Annotated in this window: 18 protein-coding genes; 13 read left to right on the top strand and 5 right to left on the bottom strand. The window is 49.0% G+C overall.

The genetic code is table 11. The annotated features are described in order from the left end of the window. Window positions 1–796 precede the first annotated feature (796 nt). Together BRW83_RS06540 and BRW83_RS06535 are read left to right on the top strand one after the other, a co-directional pair. Window positions 797–1,408, top strand: a complete 612-nt coding sequence (locus tag BRW83_RS06540) for a hypothetical protein (RefSeq protein WP_157661011.1) — start codon at window positions 797–799, stop codon at window positions 1,406–1,408. Beyond that, window positions 1,341–5,303 (top strand): autotransporter outer membrane beta-barrel domain-containing protein, encoded by a 3,963-nt coding sequence (locus tag BRW83_RS06535; RefSeq protein ID WP_186447487.1) that lies wholly within the window; start codon window positions 1,341–1,343, stop codon window positions 5,301–5,303. The genes BRW83_RS06540 and BRW83_RS06535 overlap by 68 nt, the downstream gene beginning before the upstream one ends. 72 nt (window positions 5,304–5,375) lie before the next feature. Here the strand turns inward: BRW83_RS06535 and BRW83_RS06530 are convergent, their stop codons facing one another. Continuing rightward, window positions 5,376–5,678, bottom strand: a complete 303-nt coding sequence (locus BRW83_RS06530; protein ID WP_005880592.1) for a hypothetical protein — start codon at window positions 5,676–5,678, stop codon at window positions 5,376–5,378. A 374-nt stretch (window positions 5,679–6,052) separates the two neighbouring features. Between BRW83_RS06530 and BRW83_RS06525 the strand changes: the two genes are divergently transcribed. The 10 genes from BRW83_RS06525 (at window position 6,053) to BRW83_RS06480 (ending at window position 15,590) form a co-directional block, all read left to right on the top strand. Beyond that, on the top strand, window positions 6,053–6,247 hold the full coding sequence (locus BRW83_RS06525) for a hypothetical protein (RefSeq protein ID WP_232451482.1): 195 nt from the start codon (window positions 6,053–6,055) through the stop codon (window positions 6,245–6,247). Between the two features lie 274 nt (window positions 6,248–6,521). Beyond that, a complete protein-coding gene (locus BRW83_RS06520; RefSeq protein WP_005880594.1) occupies window positions 6,522–8,213 on the top strand; it encodes a hypothetical protein in 1,692 nt (563 codons plus the stop codon). 78 nt (window positions 8,214–8,291) lie between these two features. Then, window positions 8,292–9,107 (top strand): tetratricopeptide repeat protein, encoded by an 816-nt coding sequence (locus BRW83_RS06515; RefSeq protein ID WP_036602892.1) that lies wholly within the window; start codon window positions 8,292–8,294, stop codon window positions 9,105–9,107. A 35-nt stretch (window positions 9,108–9,142) separates the two neighbouring features. Next, the gene (locus BRW83_RS06510; RefSeq protein WP_005880595.1) at window positions 9,143–9,961 is read left to right on the top strand and encodes a tetratricopeptide repeat protein; all 819 of its coding nucleotides are present in this window, start codon (window positions 9,143–9,145) and stop codon (window positions 9,959–9,961) included. An 80-nt stretch (window positions 9,962–10,041) separates the two neighbouring features. Further along, window positions 10,042–10,350, top strand: coding sequence for a hypothetical protein (locus BRW83_RS06505; RefSeq protein WP_005880596.1), 309 nt, complete (start codon window positions 10,042–10,044; stop codon window positions 10,348–10,350). A gap of 281 nt (window positions 10,351–10,631) precedes the next feature. Beyond that, on the top strand, window positions 10,632–11,534 hold the full coding sequence (locus BRW83_RS06500) for a DMT family transporter (RefSeq protein WP_196793280.1): 903 nt from the start codon (window positions 10,632–10,634) through the stop codon (window positions 11,532–11,534). A gap of 403 nt (window positions 11,535–11,937) precedes the next feature. Beyond that, the gene (locus BRW83_RS06495; RefSeq protein WP_005880599.1) at window positions 11,938–12,936 is read left to right on the top strand and encodes an aldo/keto reductase; all 999 of its coding nucleotides are present in this window, start codon (window positions 11,938–11,940) and stop codon (window positions 12,934–12,936) included. A gap of 66 nt (window positions 12,937–13,002) precedes the next feature. Beyond that, window positions 13,003–13,527, top strand: a complete 525-nt coding sequence (locus tag BRW83_RS06490; protein WP_005880600.1) for an NAD(P)H-dependent oxidoreductase — start codon at window positions 13,003–13,005, stop codon at window positions 13,525–13,527. Between the two features lie 131 nt (window positions 13,528–13,658). Beyond that, the gene (locus BRW83_RS06485; protein ID WP_005880601.1) at window positions 13,659–14,384 is read left to right on the top strand and encodes a RibD family protein; all 726 of its coding nucleotides are present in this window, start codon (window positions 13,659–13,661) and stop codon (window positions 14,382–14,384) included. A gap of 156 nt (window positions 14,385–14,540) precedes the next feature. Next, window positions 14,541–15,590: an alpha/beta hydrolase gene (locus BRW83_RS06480; RefSeq protein ID WP_005880602.1), complete on the top strand. Its 1,050-nt coding sequence runs from the start codon at window positions 14,541–14,543 to the stop codon at window positions 15,588–15,590. A gap of 92 nt (window positions 15,591–15,682) precedes the next feature. Here BRW83_RS06480 and BRW83_RS06475 read toward each other — a convergent pair whose 3' ends face one another. Then, window positions 15,683–16,639 carry a DMT family transporter gene (locus BRW83_RS06475; RefSeq protein WP_005880603.1) on the bottom strand — a complete coding sequence of 319 codons (957 nt, stop codon included), beginning with the start codon at window positions 16,637–16,639 and terminating at the stop codon, window positions 15,683–15,685. Window positions 16,640–16,756: 117 nt separating this feature from the next. Beyond that, window positions 16,757–17,647 (bottom strand): LysR substrate-binding domain-containing protein, encoded by an 891-nt coding sequence (locus tag BRW83_RS06470; RefSeq protein WP_005880604.1) that lies wholly within the window; start codon window positions 17,645–17,647, stop codon window positions 16,757–16,759. 85 nt (window positions 17,648–17,732) lie between these two features. Here BRW83_RS06470 and BRW83_RS06465 point away from each other — a divergent pair, with 85 nt between their 5' ends. Beyond that, complete coding sequence (locus BRW83_RS06465) at window positions 17,733–18,740, top strand: TDT family transporter (RefSeq protein WP_231284478.1); 1,008 nt, start codon at window positions 17,733–17,735, stop codon at window positions 18,738–18,740. Window positions 18,741–18,849: 109 nt separating this feature from the next. On the opposite strand, the gene BRW83_RS06460 is transcribed toward BRW83_RS06465, so the two are convergent. Both BRW83_RS06460 and BRW83_RS06455 read right to left on the bottom strand, forming a co-directional pair. After that, window positions 18,850–19,518, bottom strand: coding sequence for a class I SAM-dependent methyltransferase (locus BRW83_RS06460; RefSeq protein ID WP_005880606.1), 669 nt, complete (start codon window positions 19,516–19,518; stop codon window positions 18,850–18,852). Next, window positions 19,496–19,993, bottom strand: a complete 498-nt coding sequence (locus tag BRW83_RS06455; RefSeq protein WP_231284479.1) for a DsrE/DsrF/TusD sulfur relay family protein — start codon at window positions 19,991–19,993, stop codon at window positions 19,496–19,498. The genes BRW83_RS06460 and BRW83_RS06455 overlap by 23 nt, the downstream gene beginning before the upstream one ends. Window positions 19,994–20,185 lie beyond the last annotated feature (192 nt).

Raw genomic sequence — 20,185 nt, 5'->3', positions numbered from 1 at the left:
ACGATCCGCTTTCAGATCTTTTTCGCGTACCGGAATGTCTTTGGCAGAAATAAAACAGGAAAGTTTGGAAAGATCGATGTTTTTTAATAAAAGACAGAAAAATAGTGATCCATAAAATTCCTGCTGGATTGGCAGCCGAATTTTTTGTCAATAAAACGTATCAGTTTGATAAACAGCACAAACGTATCGGCTTCGTTAACTGACTTTTCCATACTTTGCCGGATCATGGCCAAACCAGGGACCAGCCGCCAGGCAAATCCTTCAACACCCTTCGCCGGTAGTTTGCAAGACATCCTTTTCTTACAAGTAAGAAGAAAGACATTTTCATGTTGGCCCGCGTATTTTCAGTTGCCGATTCAAAATTTCAATATTGCATCGAAACGCTTCAATAAACGAACATGCCCGAATGACATGTATAAATAAAATTTTGATGGCTTGAGTAATATTTCTTTCAAGAAATTTTTACAGGTATAATCAGGAGAGAAAACGAGACATTTCCTTTCGAGATTATGAACAATCCGTCTCATGGAACATCCGTTTAAAACCTTCAAGGAAAAATTTCGATGAGCGCTGCCGAATATATAGCTTGTGACACTGATGCAGACATTGATGCAAGGCCGTCACACCCTCTTTTCCCATCGGGGGGGGGGGGGGGGGGGGGGGGGTAACCCAATTAACCCGATCAAAAAAGGCACTCGACAGGCTGATTGACGAGCATTATGCCGTCCAGAGGAAAAAACGCCTGAAAAATATACTCCTGACATTGGCAGAAATAGGGATCTTTGCTGCAGCAAGTGTGGGAAACGCGAATGCCGAGCCTATCTATTACTACACGGGCAACTCAGAAACGGGAGCCGCCACCGATGAAGAGAATTGGAAAGGCGCTGACGGAAAATCTGTAACCGGAATAATTGCAAAAACAGAGGGAAACAGAAACGAATACCGTTTCCAGTCAGGTATTTACGATGGAGGGAAGACTGTCGGGGACGCATGGCTCATCGCTGATGGAACAGACATCAAAATTATTTCGGAAGGCCCTCTTACTATTCAAAATTGGAGACCCGACCTTATACCTGTTAAACAGGGAGTCATAACCAGCACCGGCGGTAAAATTATTTTCGGTGACAACGTCTCGTTTCTCAATAATTATTCTTCAGGAGAAGCGACAAAAGGAGGAGGCGCAATTTACTCCAATAAAGGCGTCACTTTTGGTGAGAATGCCAAACTCATCAGTAACCAGGCAGCTGTCGTTATAGGTCCATGGTCCCAATCTAATGGAGGAGGTGCCATTTTTGTAGATGGTGACGCAGACAGCGCAGTTATCTTCGGAAAAAATGCTCTTGTCGAAAAAAAACGAGGCAGTCCGTGGTGGAGCAATAGATGCTTCCGGTTCAGTGACATTCGGTGAAAGTGCGATTATCCGTGAAAACTCGGCAATAACAGACGGAGGTGCAATCAGAGTTCACGGAATATTGACCCTCAATCAGAATACGCTTGTCGAATCAAATAAGGTAGCGGCAGAAAAAGCGACTGGAGGCGCTTTTTATATTGAGGGGACTGCCAATATCTCGGGAACGACGCTCAAGAATAATACTGCTGCCAACGGAGGAAGTGGTGGTGCATTTTATTTGAAGGATGGTTTTTTGAATCTTTCGGACGAAACGGTGGTAGAAGGCAACGAAGCTTCCAAGGGCGGAGCAGTTTACGCAAATTCATCGACTATAAACATCAATCACACAACCCTGAAAAATAACACGGCAAATGGAAATGGTGGCGCGTTATACGTTACAAGCGGTTCCATTACTACCCAGAGTGAAAGCGGAAAGCTTGCGACAACCAGCACAGTTTTCCAGAACAACACAGCATCTTCCTACGGTGGAGCGATTTATGCCCAGCTATCGGATGTACATCTGGGAAGTGGAACACGTTTTGAAGAAAATCAGGCCGGTTCATTAGGAGGAGCCATCACAGTAGTTCAAGGCTCACTGAGCATGACTGACACTGCATTCATAAACAACTCATCCTCCCAAAAAGGAGGAGCGATCTATCTTCAGACAGGGAATCTTGACTTCAACGTGACAAAAACGTCACCCACACCCGCCATTTCCGGGAATACCTCCGGTGCAGGCGGATTTTTGTATTTGTTGAGCGCCTCTTCCGCTAATTTCAATATCGCTCAGGGTCAGCAACTGCAAATAGGTGATGTCAATTACTTCGGTACTGACAACAACAGGGATTCTCTCTACATCAGTTCTGATTCCGCCATCAAAAAAACAGGCGGGGGAGAAATGAAAATAAACTCTTCCATGAGCAGTATATGGGGAACTGTCAGCGTGGAAGAGGGTATATTAAGCGTTGCCCAACACTGGAATATCAGAAATGCCGTCTCGGTCACGGGAGGAACGCTGGATTCTTCCTCATTTTCCTTCGTGGGAGATAATGCCAGCCTGACGATCAACGGTGGTACGCTGTTAACGGATACAAGCCATATTTTCGAAACTGCACTGGGTTCGGAAGGTAGAGACGAAGACGCAGGCAAACTGAAAGAGCATATCGACTTCAAAAAGGGACTCATCTCTTTCAACGATGCGAAATATAACCTCAAATATGCCAGTTCTGCTGCCGGAATACTGGGGGTCGATAAAACGAGTGGCAGGGAAATCATCTTTACGGGTAATCTCTATGACAACTCGGGAAATGCTTCTTCCAGTGTTTCAATAAGTGATTTGAACTCAAGTGGCCTCAGTAATATGGTCCTTGGTGGTGCTACCCTTACCACAGGAACCGACTCAAAAGGCAACAATCTGGTCGTTGGCGCATCAAGCGGTTCCCACGGCAGTGCAGAGTCCATTGAGGGCAGCATCGGTGGAAGCAACCTGAATCTGGGAACGGATGGCTCGGAAGTGACGATTACAGGTGGACAATACCTGACGCTTCTGGGCGGTGAGACAAACACATCTCTCGTGCAGGCCGGAAACGAAGGAAACAAGGCAGTTGATGTTCATGTGGGATCGACTAATAGCGCAACTCCCGAAGGGACGCTCAATCTCGGTACGACTGGGATGGCTTCCAGTGGCACTCTCACCGGAAACGTGCAGATCGGGAGTTCCAGCATAGTCAACGTCCGCGGTGGCGAACACAGTATTACCGGCGAGTCTGACAGCACAGCCGGGCAAGCCGTTGCAGGCATCAACAACAACGGCGGAACACTCAATATCGATGAACATGCAACCCTGCAAACCTCGGTGAAACAGACGACGGGGGAAACCAACATCGCCGGAAAACTTGCCTCTTCATCGGTAGAACTCGAAGGCGGAAATTTCAATGTATCCGGATCGGCACAGATCGAACAATTGAAGCAACGCGGTGGAGACACTGTCATATCGGGAACGGTTGAAGGCAATTCTCTCGAAGTGGCTGGCGGCACGATGAGTGTTACCGGTACATTGAAAACCGAAAATCTTGTCGCCAACTCCGGCATGACGATTTCCGTGGGTAATGGAAGTGCAGCAGGCAAACTCTCCAGTTCATCCGTATCGCTTAACGGAGGAGGGATTTTTCTGGACCCCGCATGGCTTGGTAACGATACAATCGTAACAGCCTCTCATGGCGCCCTGGTTTTCAACAACCAGACCGTGGACGGTGAACTGACAGTAGGACAAAATTCCCTGCTTGTACTGGGAGAAACTTCGGTAGACCGCAGTATCGACATGTTCAACACCTCAGGACTGAAATGGGGAAAAGACGATATCAGTGCTGCTCTGTCCATTACCGCTGCGCAACACCTCAGCCCGACTCAGGGAGCCATCGTGGTCGACGGTTCAAAAACTTCCGCGCCCACTTCGCCGCTCGCCCCAAACACCGCCACCTTCGCAAACGGGTCACTCCTGATAGTGGATGCATCAGGCTTGAATGGCAATGCGGCACTCTCCTCGGAAGGTGGAGCCCTCTACGTGGCTCAGAATGCATCGCTGCTTATAGGCAATGCCACAACAGGAAAATACGTCATCACAAGCGGTTTTGCAGACAATGCGAACGTCAAGGGATGGGAAGGAGATTATCTGTCATCAACGGACCAGCTAATCGGACTGACGATCGACAAGAGCGAAACCGGAACCATCAAGGTGGAAGCCAGGGCACTGGATGTGGCCAGTACGCTGCCCGGTGTCGTCATGCCGGGAACCATCAGTGAAATATGGTTCGGCGGCCGTAACGACATTGACAGTTCCAACGCGGGTATTGCATTCCTTTCAAGAACGATGGACAACCGGTATCTTGCCCCGAACGATACCGTCCGCACCATCAATGGCGCCGCACAGATAGCCATCGCCGCAGGCGTACAGGCATCCGCTATTTCTGCTTCCGGTTCCGTCAACCGTGCCTTGCAGGATCATCTGTCACTGAGCAACAGCGTCAATCAGCGTGGTGCGCCTTCACTGCATCGTGAAGGTCCCGATTTGTGGGCCAGTATGCTTTATCGTGACAGCGACAGCAGTGGCATCCGGGCAGGGCGCTTCAACGCCGACTACAAGAACGATTTCGGTGGCATTGTGGCCGGAGCCGATTACACATGGAAAGATAAAGGTAACGGCAGTTTCCGTGCCGGTGGTGCGCTTAATATCGGCACGGGCGAGGGCAAATCCCGCGGAGATTTCAACGATACCCGAAACGATTATGACACTTACGGACTCAGCGCCTACGGCAGCTTGAACAGTGGCAACGCCAATCTCATGGTCGATATCGGTTACATGAAGGGAAAGAACGAGCTCAAACAAACGGTTCCTTCAACACTGGGAGATACGCTGAAAGCGGACGTGGATACGCAAATATGGACGATTGGCGCACAGGGTGAATACCGGTTGAAAACAGCAACTTTCGACGTGACACCTCATATCGGAGTACGCTGGCTCAGACTGAAAACAGACGCTTTCAAAACCCATAACAGCCAGGGCACTGTTTTCAATACCGGTAGCGACACCCAGAACATCTGGCAAATCCCGGTTGGAGTGACCTTAAGCCGCGATTATGTTGCCAAAAACGGCTGGACAGTGAAACCGAAACTGGACATTTCCTTTATTCCGGCAACCGGCGACAGGAACGCCTCGACGCGTATCCATGTCCCTGGCGTCGCTGCGAGTGACATCACCAGAACGGAAATAATGGATAGTACGTCCTGGAACGGTTCACTGGGACTGGATATGCAAAAAGACCGCTTGAGTATCGGGTTCAGTGCTGCTTACCAGAAATCAGGCAATGAAAAATCGCGTGGTTTCATGCTGAAAATAAACCGGCAGTTTGATTGACCTTTGCGAAAACGGGCAGTAATGACAAAAAAGGAGCTGCCTCTTGAAAAAATAGCTCCTTTTTGTTTATTTTCATATATATAAAGCAAACTCAAAAGAAAAAACATTAACTTTAAACCAGACGATTTCCAGTGTTCCCGATTCAGGCAATCGCATAAGCTGATCGGTACCGATCAGCTTTGCTGGCGTATAGGTTCCACCATCAGGCCGATGATTCATCAGATAGTCAATCACAGCCAGTGAACCCGTAACAGTCAGGCTGTAGCTGTTGGCCGTACGCATTCGCGCCGTTTTTCTTTCTCCATTCGCATTGATCACTTCGCCCCAGACATTCATCCATCGCAGGGAATCGGTGAGATTGTTCTTTTCATTCATGACATGACTCCGGTTTGACTGACAGCCATAGTCAATTTCATCTGACAACAGGCGAATTGAACTGAGATGTTTTCAGATATCCTGCGGATTCTAGTACTTAGCCATCACATACAAACTTCGCATAATTTATATTATGTAAAATAGAAATTATATGAATGAATTTGTTGCCTGCAATCCAATCTTCCCGGCCAGCTTACACTGCCCGCTGCGATTATCGAAAAACCAAATGACCTGAATACCGCAATCGATGCCTGCGAGCCACTGGCTTCAGTCAACGGAACTGGGCATTATCCCTTTTAAACCAGAGTAGCCTGTCCATATTTCATACTCGGAGCACAGTGAACCTGAAGCACAAGGTCTCCTCGGCACCGCCTATGCCTATGGAAAAGGAATTTCCAAAGATACCAAAAGCCCTCTACTGGTACAAAACCGCAGCCAAAAACGGAAACGTCAATGCCATGAAAGAACTGGGTTCCATTTATGCAGAAGGTGATCTCGGAGTCCAAAAGGACATACAAGAAGCGAAACGATGGAACGACATGGCCAGAAAAGCGGAACAAAAGAAATAACCCTTATCTCTTCATAAACAGCCGGAAATATTCCGGCTGTTTTTATTCTCGGAACATAGCTGACAGAAGTTTGAAAAACAGGTATAAATAAACAGTCGGGCAAGTTGCGCCCATTTTTCGGGTCTTTCTAATGGAGAGGCCTTTTTTATACCTGAAGCCTTCCTGATGGGAGGCTTTTTTATTTCATGCCTCCGAATGGAGGTTTTTTTATTTTTAAAGCTTTCCGCCATCACCTCATGAACCGGAAAGCTTTTTTCATAAACAGGAGAAAAACATGAGCGGTGAAGACGATGATTACTTCAGTTCCATAGGAAACATGTTCTCCGGCAGTCAGGACCCGGAAGAACAAAACCGGGCACTGGAGCGGGAAGCTGAAAAACGGCGGCGCGAACAGGAACGGGAACAGGCCAGACTATTGCGGGAACAACAGGCACAACAGGCCGAACTCCAAAAATCCCTTCAGCAAGCCCTGCCCCAACCTGTTGACATCGACAACAATAAACCGGCATCCGTTCTGAAAACCAACCCCGACGATCCCCTTGATGGGATACCGGGTGAGAAACGAACCGACATCCTGCTACACAAATACGATAATCGCCATCCGAACGATTATTCGGGTCAACGACTCTCACCGGATCGAAGCAAAGAGTATGTCGAAGGATGGAAAAAAGATGTCAGGGGATATTCCGATGTGGTCAGGGACGTCACGCTGCAAATGAATATGAACCGGCATCCCGACATCAGGGAACAGGTCGAACAGGCCAGACGGCAGTTTCAGGAATGGCTGCCCCAACCCAAAGCCCAAACACTGGAACTCAGGCTGGATGATAAAGACAATCCGTCAAACGCTTATCGCACCCTTGAATACCGTCCCGAACGCGACGGGGTTCCGTCAATACAGAATGCCTTTCAATATGGCAATGCCCCCGTTTCCATGATCAGGGCCGACAACAGGCTGCTGCCGCAGGCGGCGAGTGTGAATGTTCCGCAGGATCAGAGCATGACGCCGCTTTATCGTGCATTGTTAGGCATCTACGGCAGTGTATTCGGTCCTGACAAAGCGGTAACCGGTTATGGCCGGTCTTATCCCTCTCATCCGGATGAGAGTTATGGCGAAGCGGAAAGACAAGCCGGGAAAGCAGCCGTTCAGTATGTCAATAAAGGTCTGGGACCGAAAAGTCCTGTTCATGGTAAAGACGGCACTCGCCCTGTCGGGGAAGCCGATCAGTCTACCGGCAAACTGGTTCCTGCCATTTTTCAAAATTTGAATCACGATGCTATCGCCAAGGCGCAGGAAGATATCGGTGTGTCCCAGGGTTTCCGCTTTGACCCCAAACATGGCAGCCGGGAAGCCTACTCTTTTGAAAAAGGGATTGATAAGGCCGTCCTGGATGGGAAGATCGCTTTTCACTCCTTCGCTTCTCTGACCGGTGAACTGGTTTATAGCGTGACCGGCGGTGATCCGAAAGCCTTGAGAGCGGTTCAGGGGACGCTTAAGGAATACAAGAGGCAAATGGATGAACTTCAGCCAATGAAGCTGGATCAGGTGTACGTTGAGGGGGACCCGGAAAGGACGATGCAGAATGTGACGGATTATTTTTACCAGACGCTGGGGGATCAGATGGTTAAGGTGCCGTTTTCCGTATTGATGGGAAAAGCGGATTCGATTGCGGCGATTACGGGGATGTCTGCGGCGACGGTGGCGTCAAATATTCATGCGGGTCTGCTGGACAAGACCGGGGAAGCGCATGCCGCGGAATCGGTGATGTATGGGGTTCCTCTGGGGATGCTTTCTCTTTTGAATATCCCGTTTAAACCCCCTGCTTCCATCAAGTCTCCGGCTGATCTGATGGGCTGGGTTCAGTCGGTGGTGACGGATTACGGGGTTGGGAAGGCCAAGGAGAAAGGGACTAAGGCGGTTGTCAGGAAATACGATAACATTAGGGATGATAAAGAGCCTATCTAACACGATTTTCTATTGACTTCGCCGGAAAGGGCTAATCATAATGAATCAGCCTTATCAATTTTGAGATACACCACTACGATGAAAATTTCTTACAAGCTATTTCTTTCTTTCATTTTAATGCTGTGTTCTTCCGCTGTTTTTGCTGACAATGCTCTTACAGGGATCGAGTTATACAAAGCAAAAAAATATGAACAGGCCATGACCCACCTCATGACGCCTGATGCCCAGAAAAACCCTGCAGCACAAAATCTTATTGGATATCTCTATGATAAGGGCTTAGGTGTAGAAAAAAACGCTGAAATAGCCAATCAATGGTATCTTAAAGCAGCTGAACAGGGATTTGCCAAAGCTCAATTCAACCTTGGACTCTCTTATGAAAAGGGTACTGGCATTTCAAAAAATATGGTTGAAGCTGTCAAATGGTATCGCAAAGCAGCTGAACAAAATCACGCCAAAGCTGAAATGAAAATGGGGTATCTCACAGTAGAAGGTATCGGTACTCAAAAGAATTACAAAGAAGCCTTGCAATGGTATCGGCGCGCAGCAGAACATGGTGATAATAGGGCTTATGCAGACATTGGCCTCTTCTATGATCAGGGAAACGGTGTCAAAAAAGACCCCAACCGGGCTGTCCAGTATTACATCATGGGTGCAGAAAAGGGCGATGGCGAAGCACAGCTTTTTCTCGCGGATTGCTACGCGAAAGCAAGCGGGATTCCTTATGATGCCGATCGCGCCTTGTATTGGTACAAGGAATCCGCCAAAAACGGAAATATCACTGCGATGAAGGTGTTGTCCGGCATTTACAAACTTGGCCAATTGGGTATAGAGAAGAATCCGGAAAAATCCCGACACTGGCTTGAGATGGCCAAACAAAAAGAAGCTCAGCCATGATGGTTCTGTTCTGATCTGATCTGCATTGTTTTTAAATGATGAAAACCATCCTCAAAGCCCTCTTCTTCGCATTCATTCTGATTGGTTCCACTCTGGCGTTCGCCGACAATGTTGAAGAAGGCAACCATCTCTATAATGCTGGAAAATATCAGGAAGCCCTGACCTTTTTCATGAAACCGGATGCGGTCAATAACCCAGCCACCATGAACCGGATCGGGTATATGTACGACGAAGGTCAGGGAGTCAAAAAAGATCCAAAAGAAGCCTTCAAGTGGTACAAAAAAGCAGCTGATGCCAATTTACCAGTTGCCCAGTTTAATCTGGGGCTTATGTATCAACATGGCACCGGCGTCTCAAAAGATATCAATGAATCCATTAAATGGTTTCGTAAAGCAGCAGAACAAAATGATCCCGACGCTGAAATGAAAATGGGCTATTTGACCGCAACAGGAACAGGGGTCAAAAAAGATTATCAAGAAGCTATACAATGGTATCAACGCGCTGCTGAACATGGCGATAGTGCAGCTTATGCACAAATTGGACTTTTCTATACTCTGGGCAATGGTGTCAAAAAAGACGTCAACCGTGCTGTCCAGTATTACATTATGGGCGCTCAAAAGGGTGATGCCAGAGCACAGGCCTTTTTGGGAAAAGCATATGCCTTGGGCAGAGGTATCCAACCGGATAGTGAAAAAGCCCTCTACTGGTACAAAACAGCCGCCAGAAACGGCAACGTCAACGCCATGAAAGAACTGGGTTCCATCTATGCAAAAGGCCGTCTCGGTGTCAAGCCAGACCAGCAGGAAGCACAACGATGGAACGACATGGCCAGAAAAGCTGAACAGAAAAATTAATTTACCTGATTTTCAAACAAATAAGCCGGAAAATTTTTCCGGCTTATTTTTTTCTTTAATTATCAAACTTGAAAAATCTTATGATCGACGAACAATACATTTCAAAAACATTAGGCCTGCTTTATCTGTGCAGCACACTTTTATCTCAAAAATCAAATTTCAACGAAGCCGCCAAGAATGAGTTTATAAAAGATTATAACGTATCTGTTGATTTTCTTTGTCAGTTGGTGAAGATCCTTCCTGTATACCATGAGATTACTGCCATAGGCCAACTCTTTGCCCAGACAGGAAAAACCCGGCCATTCAAAAATGAAGACGACACGACCGCATTATTACGCTGGCTGAATGCACAGACCAATGTAATGAAGGAGTCCGAAACAATTCATTGACCGACATACTTCTACAAAAATCGATAATAAAATCCCATCCAGAACTTTCAGAAATTTTAGCCATGATCTGATTCCGACATTAAAACGGCTCCACAGGTTTTTCCCCTCATCCCTTATAAAAGAAAGCGGAAACCGATAAAATAGCTTTTCGGCAATTTTTTTATTCGGCATCATGCACTTGCATTGCAACCGTCTTTATCCGGACTTTCCCTTGAAACACCCTGAATCAGTCCGTTCGGCTGGCTGCTGCAATGTCCCGTTGGTTTCTACAGGATCGCAAAATGAAATCCTGTTTTCCGCTGGCGGCATACATGAATAGCCGTAAAGCGGAATGGCTGATGGCCAGTGTGGCACTGGCATGGGGGTCTTCGTATCTCCTGATGAAACTCGGACTGGATGGAATCGGCCCGTACAATCTGATTGCCCTGCGTTTCGGGATTGCCTTTTTCGTCATGTCGGTTCTTTTTTTCCCGCGTTATCGTCTGTTGACGGTTTCCACGCTGGCAAAAGGGATCGTGATGGGAATCATCCTCTTTCTGATCTTTTACGGTATGGTCAATGGTGTGAACCACACCACGGCATCGACAGCCGGCTTTTTGACGAGTACGACGGTCGTGATGGTACCGGTTCTGGAATGCCTGCTCAAGAGGACGCTTCCATCGAAAACCATTGTGATCGGTACGCTGCTTGCAGTTGCCGGACTGTTTCTGCTGACGGCAAAAGATGGCATTTCCCTTGACCTCGGGGCTATTTACTGCCTGATCGGAGCGCTTTTCTACGCGATTTATATTATCGTTATCGACAAGGTGGCCAAGGGCCCGGATGCCTTCCTGATCAGCATCATCCAGCTGGGGATCGCTTCCTTGCTGGGTGCCCTGTTCATGTGCCTTCTTGAAACGCCATCCTTGCCGCAGACGCCACTCCAGTGGGGAGCCATTCTCGGCCTTGGCCTGATTTGCAGTGCTTACGGCTTTGTCGTCCAGCCGATTGCCCAGCGTTACACATCTCCTGAAAAGATCGGCCTGATTTTCTCGCTGGAACCCGTCTTTTCCGCTCTTTTGTCTTACATTTTCCTTCATGAAATTCTGGGAATCCAGGGCTATATCGGGGCAGCCCTGATCTTTTCTGCCGTGATTTTCACCGAATTATCAAAGAGACCACCGGTTTCATCCTCCCAAAAATAAGGGCTGGTTCACTTTTGGCAAAAAAGTGAACCAGACTAAATTCAAAAAGAAATTCTTTCGATGCTTGCATCCAGCCTATCTGGTTTGCAGTCCACTTTTTTCGGGTGAACGACGCCCGTTATCCAGACTCAAGTCGTTCAAATGTAAAAGATTTTTCACAGAACGCGCCGAATTTACTGCGTTCGGTCCGGTAAATTCCCGTGAAGCTCTTTCATCTTTGCAGGCCTCAGTCTCGCACTCTCTTCCAGCCATTTTCCACCTGTCCCGGGAGAATCAGGCAATCAATATAGAGCTTTGTGTCTGTGCGGATTCGTCGATGGAATTTAAAGTGAATGCCAGTTGATGAGAAATTTCCGGACTTTCTTTTCACTTGATGCATTCATATCATTTCTTGGAGTTGAAAATGGAAAAAAGACAATTGGGGAAAAGCGGGCTTGAGGTTTCGGCGCTTGGGCTGGGTTGTATGGGCATGAGTCTGGGCTACGGCCCGGCAGCGGACGTCAACGAGATGGTGAAACTGATCCGCAATGCGGTTGATATGGGCGTGACCCATTTCGATACGGCAGAAGTTTATGGCCCTTTTATCAATGAGGAATTATTGGGAAAGGCGCTCTCCCCCATCAGAAACAGGGTCACGATTGCCACGAAGTTCGGTTTCAGACCCAACCCGGCCGATGGAGGAGCCTGGACGGCGGTCGACAGCCGTCCCGTGCATATCCGTGAAGTGGCGGAAGCATCTTTAAAACGCCTGAACGTGGAAACCATCGACCTTTTTTACCAGCACCGTGTTGACCCTGCCGTTCCCATCGAGGACGTTGCGGGGACGGTTGGAGACCTTATCCGGGAAGGCAAGGTGAAATATTTTGGCCTGTCCGAAGCCGGTGCGAATACCATCCGTCGTGCGCATGCCGTTTGCCCGGTCGCTGCCCTTCAGAGTGAATATTCTCTCTGGTACAGGAAACCGGAACAGGAAATCATTCCCCTTCTGGAAGAACTGGGCATCGGTTTCGTCCCTTTCAGCCCGCTTGGGCAAGGCTTTTTGACGGGAGCCCTGAAAGCCGATACGACCTTCAATGAAGGCTTTGATTTCCGGCAGTTTTTTCCGCGTTTTTCACCGGAGGCCTTGAAAGCGAATCAGGTCTTTGTTGAAAAACTCACGGAACTTGCCGTCGAAAAAAATGCCACACCTGCACAAGTGGCACTGGCCTGGCTGCTGGCACAAAAACCGTGGATCGTCCCGATTCCCGGAACGACGAAACTTCACCGGCTAAAAGAAAATCTGGCCGCCACCAGTCTGGAACTGACCGCCGATGATTTGAAACGCATCGGAAACGAACTGGCGAAAATAGACATTTTTGGCGACCGGTTTCCACAGGCTTATGAAAAAGGAACCGGTATCTGAGTGAATGATTGATGAAAAACAGGCGGTGACAATCTTGCCCCCGCCTGCCAACTACAGGAGAAGCTTATGAATACACTCGTCATTGTTTCCCATCCATACCCCTCACAATCGACAGTCATCAGGACCCTGGCAAGAGAAGCTGAAAGCATTCCGGATGTCACTGTCAGAAACCTTGAAACGCTATACGGAAACGATGTGACGGGATTTGACATCCCGACAGAACAGAAGGCTCACGAAGGGACTGAACGGATCGTTTATCTTTTCCCTCTTCACTGGTTCAATCTGACTCCCATGATGAAAGCCTATTTCAACGAAGTCTGGAGCTATGGCTGGTGTTACGGGCCGAATGGAACGGCTCTGAAAGGCAAGGAAATGCTTGTCGTGACATCAGCTGGCGCAGCAGCAGAAGCATACTCGCACCAAAGCCCGCTTGATTGCACGATGGAAGATGTTTTGACTCCGTTCAAGGCTTGTGCGGGATACGTCGGTATGACGTATCTGAACCCTCTGGTTTTTTACAAGGCTGAAGAGGCCGATGAAAAAACACTTGGACAGTTCAGGAAAGTGTTTTCCGAAAGGCTTCAAGAATGAATCCACTGCCTATATCCCTGAGGATAATTATAATGAACAGGATGAAATATATTTTTTAATAATATGATTTTATTGAAAAAATAAACGACAATCAGATCAATACAAATGATAGGAAAAATGAAAGGATTTTTATGCGCCCCCAAATCATCTGCCAGATGATGAGCAGTGTAGACGGCCGGATTGTCGGCAATGGCTGGACACGGCCATATGATGGAACGGACTATGAAACCGTGATCGCCTGTTATTTCGATATCAGCAACGACATGGGTGCGGATGCCGAATGGCTGGGAAGGAAAACCGTTCAGACCGATCTGGTTCGTGATACATTCGATCATGGCCAGTCCCCGAAGGCTGAAAGTTTCGATACGTTCTTCGGAACCTGTGAAACCGCAAGGATGTGTATCGTCATGGACCCGAAAGGCAAAATCCGTTATTCCAGCGACAGGATAATGGGGGAAAACATCATTGTCGTTCTGGGTGAAAGTGTCTCACAATCCTATCTGGAACACCTGCGTGAACTGGGGATTTCATATCTTTTTGCGGGAAGGCACGGCAATGATCTCAACAAGGCACTGGAAACATTGGGAGAGTTCGGCCTCCGGAAAATCATGTTGCAAGGTGGCGGCATCATCAACGGCAGTTTTCTGAAGGCTGGCCTGATCGACGAACTCAGCCTCCTGATTTATCCGGGCATCGATGGCCGGGCCGGTATTCCTGCCGTTTTCGAGTATTTCAGTGAACATGGGGAACATCCGGCAAAAGACCGGTCACTGGAACTGCTGTCGATGAAAATGCTTCCACATGGGGTGGCATGGCTGCGTTACCGGTTCCACCCTGCCCCATCGAAAGCGAAATAAAGGCAAACAAGAGAGAATCGGGCAAGAAACAGGCAAAATTGCATCTTCGCTCCCTTCTCTCTCTTTCCTATACTTGAATCCATGCGGGAAATTTTTCAATGCCCGTCTATTCCTTGAAAATCAAACACTTGCAATACGTAAAAAGGAAAGAGGATCATGCGCAAATTCAACATCTCCGGCTGGATCGCAGCCATTTTGGGAGGAATGCTTATCATGAACACCAGCGTCTCGGCACAAGACATGTCCGGCGGAGCGGATAATTTTTATCAAAGCGACAAGGTCACCATGCAAAAAGTGACTTTTGAAAACCAGTACAAAATGAAAGTCGCGGGAAATCTGTATCTTCCCGAAAACATGGACAAAAATGCCAAATCTCCGGCCATTATTGTCGGGCATCCGATGGGCGCCGTGAAAGAACAGGCAGCAAACCTGTATGCGACGAAAATGGCTGAACGCGGTTTCGTCACCCTTTCTATCGATTTGCCGTTCTGGGGCGAAAGCGAAGGCCAGCCACGCAATGCCGTTTCGCCGGATATGTATGCAGACGCTTTCAGTGCGGCCGTCGATTATCTGGGTACGCGCCCGTTCGTCAACAAAAACGCGATTGGCGTCATCGGTATTTGCGGCAGCGGAAGCTTTGCCATCAGTGCCGCCAAGATCGACCCACGCCTGAAAGCCATCGCGACGATCAGCATGTATGACATGGGACAGGCGAGCCGCAACGGCCTCAAACAGGCACAGACACTGGAACAGAGAAAGGCGATTATTGCCGAAGCAGCTGGCCAGCGTTATGTTGAATTTGAAGGGGGAGCCACCCGATACACGGGCGGAACTGTCCATGAAATCACTGAACATTCCGATCCGATCGCCCGCGAATTCTATGATTTCTATCGCACACAGAGAGGTGAATTCATTCCGGCAGGCTCGTCAAAAGAACTGGCGACGCACCCTACCCTGACGTCCAACGTCAAGTTCATGAACTTCTATCCGTTCAACGATATGGAAACGATCTCGCCACGTCCCCTGCTCTTCATCACTGGCGATCAGGCACACTCGAAAGAATTTTCGGAAGATGCCTACAAGCGTGCTGCCGAACCGAAGGAACTGTATTACGTCAGGGGCGCAGGACACGTCGATCTGTACGACCGGGTCAACGTCATCCCTTTCGACAAACTGACTGAATTTTTCAGCCGGAACCTGAAATAAACCATTAAAGGAATATGGATTGAAAAAGGCGCTTGAAAGCGCCTTTTCTCTTACAAACAGGAAACAATAATGAATATATTCTCCTGGCGAGATCATCTTTTTATTTCATTTCCCCGATTGATTACAATAGCCGGTTTTTTATTGAAAAACCTTTTCACCATATCCCAGGCACTGACCAGAACGATACCCGAGAGGGTACACAACGCTCCGGCAATGAAGCGGACGTCAACCGTTTCGTTTAACAGCAACACGCCGAAAATCACCCCGAAAACAGGCGTCAGGAATGAAAGCACCCCAAGGCGGGAAGCGAGATAGACCCGAAGCAGCCAGAACCAGACCAGAAAACTGAAAAAGCAGACGATCACGGTCTGATAGCCCAGGCTGACCCAGAGTATTTCCGTCGGATTGAACGAGGTATTGCCGAACAGGACACACGCCGTCAGCAAAATGACAACGGCACAAATCAGCTGGATCATGACGGTCTGGGCTGAAGGCACGTCCGCCAGTTTTGAGGTCCGGATGACGACGGTCGTCGCTCCCCAGGACATGGCGGCCAGCAAACCGAGAAAATCGCCCCATATCATGTCATTGACGGATGGCCCTGCCGAAGCCGGATCGTAAAACATGATGACGACTCCGCCGAAGGCGACGAGGATACCACTCCACTGGATCGGGTTCAGGCGTTCTTCAGGAATCCGGAAATGAAGCCCGAGCGCAGCGAAAACAGGAGCGGTATAGAGCATGACCGACATGTGCGCGGCACTGGTATGGCGCAATCCCTCCCCCGCCAGCAGGTATTCAAGCGAAAAAAGCGCACCGGCCAGCACTCCTGCGGGCAATGCGCTCCTCTCAGGCAAAAGAGACAGACCCTTGAAACGCAAAAACAGGCCGACCAGAATGGCAGCGACACCGGAACGCAAGCCGATTTGCAGGATGGGGGCCATATCGGGCGCAGCCGCCTTGAGGGCAATTTGCTGAAGCCCCCAGATAGTACATAAAAGCAGCATCAATACGGTCGCCTTGCCGTCCAGTGGAATCCGCCGGTTCATCCTGTTTCTCCAGACAATTTTTCACTTTACTCTTTCCGGAAAGAAAGAACCAGATTGCCGGAGAAAATCTGTTTTGGAAAAACGACAGGACACCCTGTTTGCCGGTGCCATGCGGCTTCAGCCAGTGATATCCTTGTCCCATGCCCTGCAAAAGCCTATCCATTTTTCCAGTGTGGGAGACATGAATTTGTCGGGGTGATAGCACAGCACGAACTTGCGCAAAAACCGTTTTCCGGTTTGTACCCGGACGAAATGCCCGGCGTACAGCGGTTGCTTCAGCATCCGGCTGGAAATGAAGGTAATGCCAAGATTGTGATACACACAGGACAGGATGGTGTCCGATGCATTGAGCGACAAGGTTTGCAGAGGGTGATCGAAATTCAGCGCCAACTGGTTTTCAAAAAAGGCACGGCTGCTTGAACCTTCCTCACGCAACAGCCAGCGTTCCCTTGAAAGTTTTTCAAGCGTAACGTCTTTTTCTTTCGCCAACGGATGGTTTTTTCCTGCCACAACGACCATTTCATCTTCCATCCATGTCTCGCTGACAAGACGGGAATCGGTCGGCAAGCCTTCGAGCAGGGCGATATCGATCTCGAAACGGTTCAGCATGCCGCAAATTTCCTGGGTGTTGGCGATAACCGACTGGGGAAGCCAGCCGTTTTTACGGTCAAAATCCAGGAACATATCGGGCATGAAATAACTTCCGATCGTCCGGGTGCACCCGACACGCAAACGTGTATCTTCATGGTCATCGTCAAAAAGCCGTTCCACCCCCTGCATGCGTGAAAACAATTCATCGGCAACAGGCAAAAGCTTCTGCCCTTCATGATTGATGAAAAGCCGCGCATGCAAACGGTCGAAAAGGCGCACGCCAAGCTGGTTTTCCAGTTCCGCCAGCGTCTGGGAGATAGCGCCTTTCGTCATGAACAGCGCATCCGCGGCTGCCGTCATGCTGCCATGCCGTGCAATAGAGACGAAAACGGACAATTGCCGGAAAGTGATATTCATCGTTTAGTTTTCCTAAACCCAATGTCAAAAATATTTCGATTTTCTAAATAATACCCGCTGGTTATAGTAATTGGCAATGGATGTTATGGCAGAATCAAAAAATCGGGGTGAAAAGATGTTTACGTATCTGAATAAGAAAGTTCGCGGATTGCCGACTCCGGTCGCCGGGCTCGCTCTCGGGATCGGGAGTATGGGATGGTGCCTTGAAAATGTCTTGCCGCTTCATGGTGCAGGACAGAATATCGGTGCGCTAATTGCAGCGATCCTGCTTGGCGTCATGATCGTTCGCTTCATTCTGCATCCTGATACCCTGGGTGAGGATCTGAAACATCCTGTAATCGGAAGTATTGTCCCGACGTTTGCGATGGCAATTATGGTGATTTCGAAAGCACTGGGCAATTATTTTCCCCAAGCAGGTCAGCTGCTCTGGCTGGGGGCCGTGGGAATCCATATTGTCGCACTGTCGATTTTTATTTATTACCGTGCGAAAGATCTTAAAATGCACCACATGGTACCGAGCTGGTTCGTTCCTCCGGTCGGCATTATCGTCGCAGACGTTACCTGGCCCGGTCTTGGCTACTCAAAATTTGCCCTGATCCTGCTGGCGATCGGCATGCTCAGTTACCTGATCATGCTTCCCCTGATGGTTTATCGCCTGATTTTCCGCGGTGAAGTGCCTGACTCGGCAAAACCGACCATTGCGATCATGGCCGCTCCCGCCAGCCTGTCCCTGGCCGGTTATCTGACTGTCGTAAAAGAACCGTCACTACTGATTTGTTCGGTACTGCTCGGTATCGCCCTGTTGATGACACTGGTCATTTATTTCGCGTTTTTCCATCTGATGAGATTGCCTTTTTCACCGGGTTATTCGGCATTCACCTTTCCGATGGCAATCGGCGCGACGGCCTTGTACAAAATGGCAAATCTTGTCAGTCAGTATCCACAGGCATCCGAATACGCCAGCCAGCTGCACATTCTGGCATTGGGGCAGGCCGTGATAGCGACGGCGATCATCGGATATGTTTCGATCCGGTTCATCCATAACTATCTCCTGCCGCACAGAGTGCATGTCAGCCAGAGTATTGCAAAATAAGACAAACGACAAACAGAGAACGAAAACCGGTAGTTCAGATGAAACGGGCAGAAAACCAGTCTTGTTTTCTGCCCGTTTTCGTCTGTTTCAGCATGCGTATCCAACCGGATCATGGGTTAACTGCCGCTGACAGGAGCAGAAACGATCCGAAATCCAGACGGTTTTTCAGCATACGCTCAGTGACCTGCGCCAATCCTGATCCCGACGGGAGATAAATCGCGGTGGAAATCCGGATATCTTCAAGCGGTAACATGCTTGCCATTTCCATGAGTTCAGACGGGGTGATCCACTCTGCCCCGTCAAAAGCACTCCCCGGTTTGCGGCCTTTTTTCCACCAGAGCAGGCTGTTCCGGTTCAACAGGCCAATGGCTATCCGTTTTTCCGCTACCCGAACCGCCTCGGCAATGGCTCTTTTCCAGTCCGGCGTAAAACACAATGCCGTGATGGACAGGACATGACTGAAGCGCTTGTCTTCAAACGGTAAAGACAAGGCATCCGCCTGACAATAACGGGATGCCGAATCGCGGCTCTGGGCGTATGCCAGCCAGTTCGTATCGATATCGACGCCGGTCAGGCAAATCCCGGTCAACTTGCCCAGTTGTCGCGTAAACCACCCTGTCCCGCAACCGATGTCGAGAATGCTGTCTCCTTCAGCCGGTTTTAGCGCGTCCAGAACGAGGCCGAGTTCTACCGTGCCAGTCCAGTTTCCTGAGGGCGTTTCATACCATCCGTCATATAACTCCGCAGGGATGTTTTTAAAACGTGAGGACTTTGTCACTGTCGATCACCCATTCGGACAGGGCCTGCATGGTCGATTTTTCCGCACCGTCGAAATAAGGCTGGTTGGCGTGGATGCCGCAACGGGCCATGCAGGTGCCGCACACCCTGACCGTTGCACCGTCGGCAATCAGTTCTTTCAGCATCTTTACCAGATCCTGATCGTAGCCTTGGGGCGGTTTGCAGACATCGCGAGCCATGTCGACAGCATCATTCATCAGGAATATCCGGATATCGTGACCGTTTTTCAGCAAAGTCCTCGCCAGCCGGAGACCGTTCCATGAAACATCTGTCATGTCATACGGTTCACGATTGAATATGATCAGTACTTTCATGATAATTCCTTTCAAATAAGAATGTTCGACAGGCAAACCGGCTGCCAGCCATCCAGCGGTATTATAGGCGATCTTGCCGACCCGGCAGCCCTGTTTTTCCGGCAACACGATTGCATTAACGGCGAGCGGACAGCAATCCACCCGCCATACGCTGCGGTTCCTTTTCTTTCGGCAATATCAACATGCCCGGCAGGATGGTTTATAGGGGCATCACCCGGCTTTGGGAATACGTCGTTACTCACCTTCAGTAACAGGATGCCCGTCGATGCCGAACACCTCGCCATTTTTTGTCATTTACATGAACTCGTCCACCGGCAAGCTCAGATGATTTTG

The sequence above is a fragment of the Oxalobacter formigenes genome (genome assembly GCF_002127965.1).
Lineage (GTDB): Bacteria > Pseudomonadota > Gammaproteobacteria > Burkholderiales > Burkholderiaceae_D > Oxalobacter > Oxalobacter formigenes.
Note: the sequence above shows the minus strand (reverse complement) of the source record. Positions and strands in the feature narration are given on the sequence as shown.

What these genes read in the sequence shown, in the direction of transcription:
- BRW83_RS06525 (WP_232451482.1), top strand. Translation starts at nt 6,053, where the DNA reads ATGCCTATGGAAAAGGAATTTCCAAAGATACCAAAAGCCCTCTACTGG.
- BRW83_RS06485 (WP_005880601.1), top strand. Translation starts at nt 13,659, where the DNA reads ATGCGCCCCCAAATCATCTGCCAGATGATGAGCAGTGTAGACGGCCGG.
- BRW83_RS06465 (WP_231284478.1), top strand. Translation starts at nt 17,733, where the DNA reads ATGGCAGAATCAAAAAATCGGGGTGAAAAGATGTTTACGTATCTGAAT.
- BRW83_RS06470 (WP_005880604.1), bottom strand. Translation starts at nt 17,647, where the DNA reads ATGAATATCACTTTCCGGCAATTGTCCGTTTTCGTCTCTATTGCACGG.
- BRW83_RS06480 (WP_005880602.1), top strand. Translation starts at nt 14,541, where the DNA reads ATGCGCAAATTCAACATCTCCGGCTGGATCGCAGCCATTTTGGGAGGA.
- BRW83_RS06520 (WP_005880594.1), top strand. Translation starts at nt 6,522, where the DNA reads ATGAGCGGTGAAGACGATGATTACTTCAGTTCCATAGGAAACATGTTC.
- BRW83_RS06495 (WP_005880599.1), top strand. Translation starts at nt 11,938, where the DNA reads ATGGAAAAAAGACAATTGGGGAAAAGCGGGCTTGAGGTTTCGGCGCTT.
- BRW83_RS06500 (WP_196793280.1), top strand. Translation starts at nt 10,632, where the DNA reads ATGAAATCCTGTTTTCCGCTGGCGGCATACATGAATAGCCGTAAAGCG.
- BRW83_RS06510 (WP_005880595.1), top strand. Translation starts at nt 9,143, where the DNA reads ATGATGAAAACCATCCTCAAAGCCCTCTTCTTCGCATTCATTCTGATT.
- BRW83_RS06490 (WP_005880600.1), top strand. Translation starts at nt 13,003, where the DNA reads ATGAATACACTCGTCATTGTTTCCCATCCATACCCCTCACAATCGACA.
- BRW83_RS06515 (WP_036602892.1), top strand. Translation starts at nt 8,292, where the DNA reads ATGAAAATTTCTTACAAGCTATTTCTTTCTTTCATTTTAATGCTGTGT.
- BRW83_RS06505 (WP_005880596.1), top strand. Translation starts at nt 10,042, where the DNA reads ATGATCGACGAACAATACATTTCAAAAACATTAGGCCTGCTTTATCTG.
- BRW83_RS06475 (WP_005880603.1), bottom strand. Translation starts at nt 16,639, where the DNA reads ATGAACCGGCGGATTCCACTGGACGGCAAGGCGACCGTATTGATGCTG.
- BRW83_RS06530 (WP_005880592.1), bottom strand. Translation starts at nt 5,678, where the DNA reads ATGAATGAAAAGAACAATCTCACCGATTCCCTGCGATGGATGAATGTC.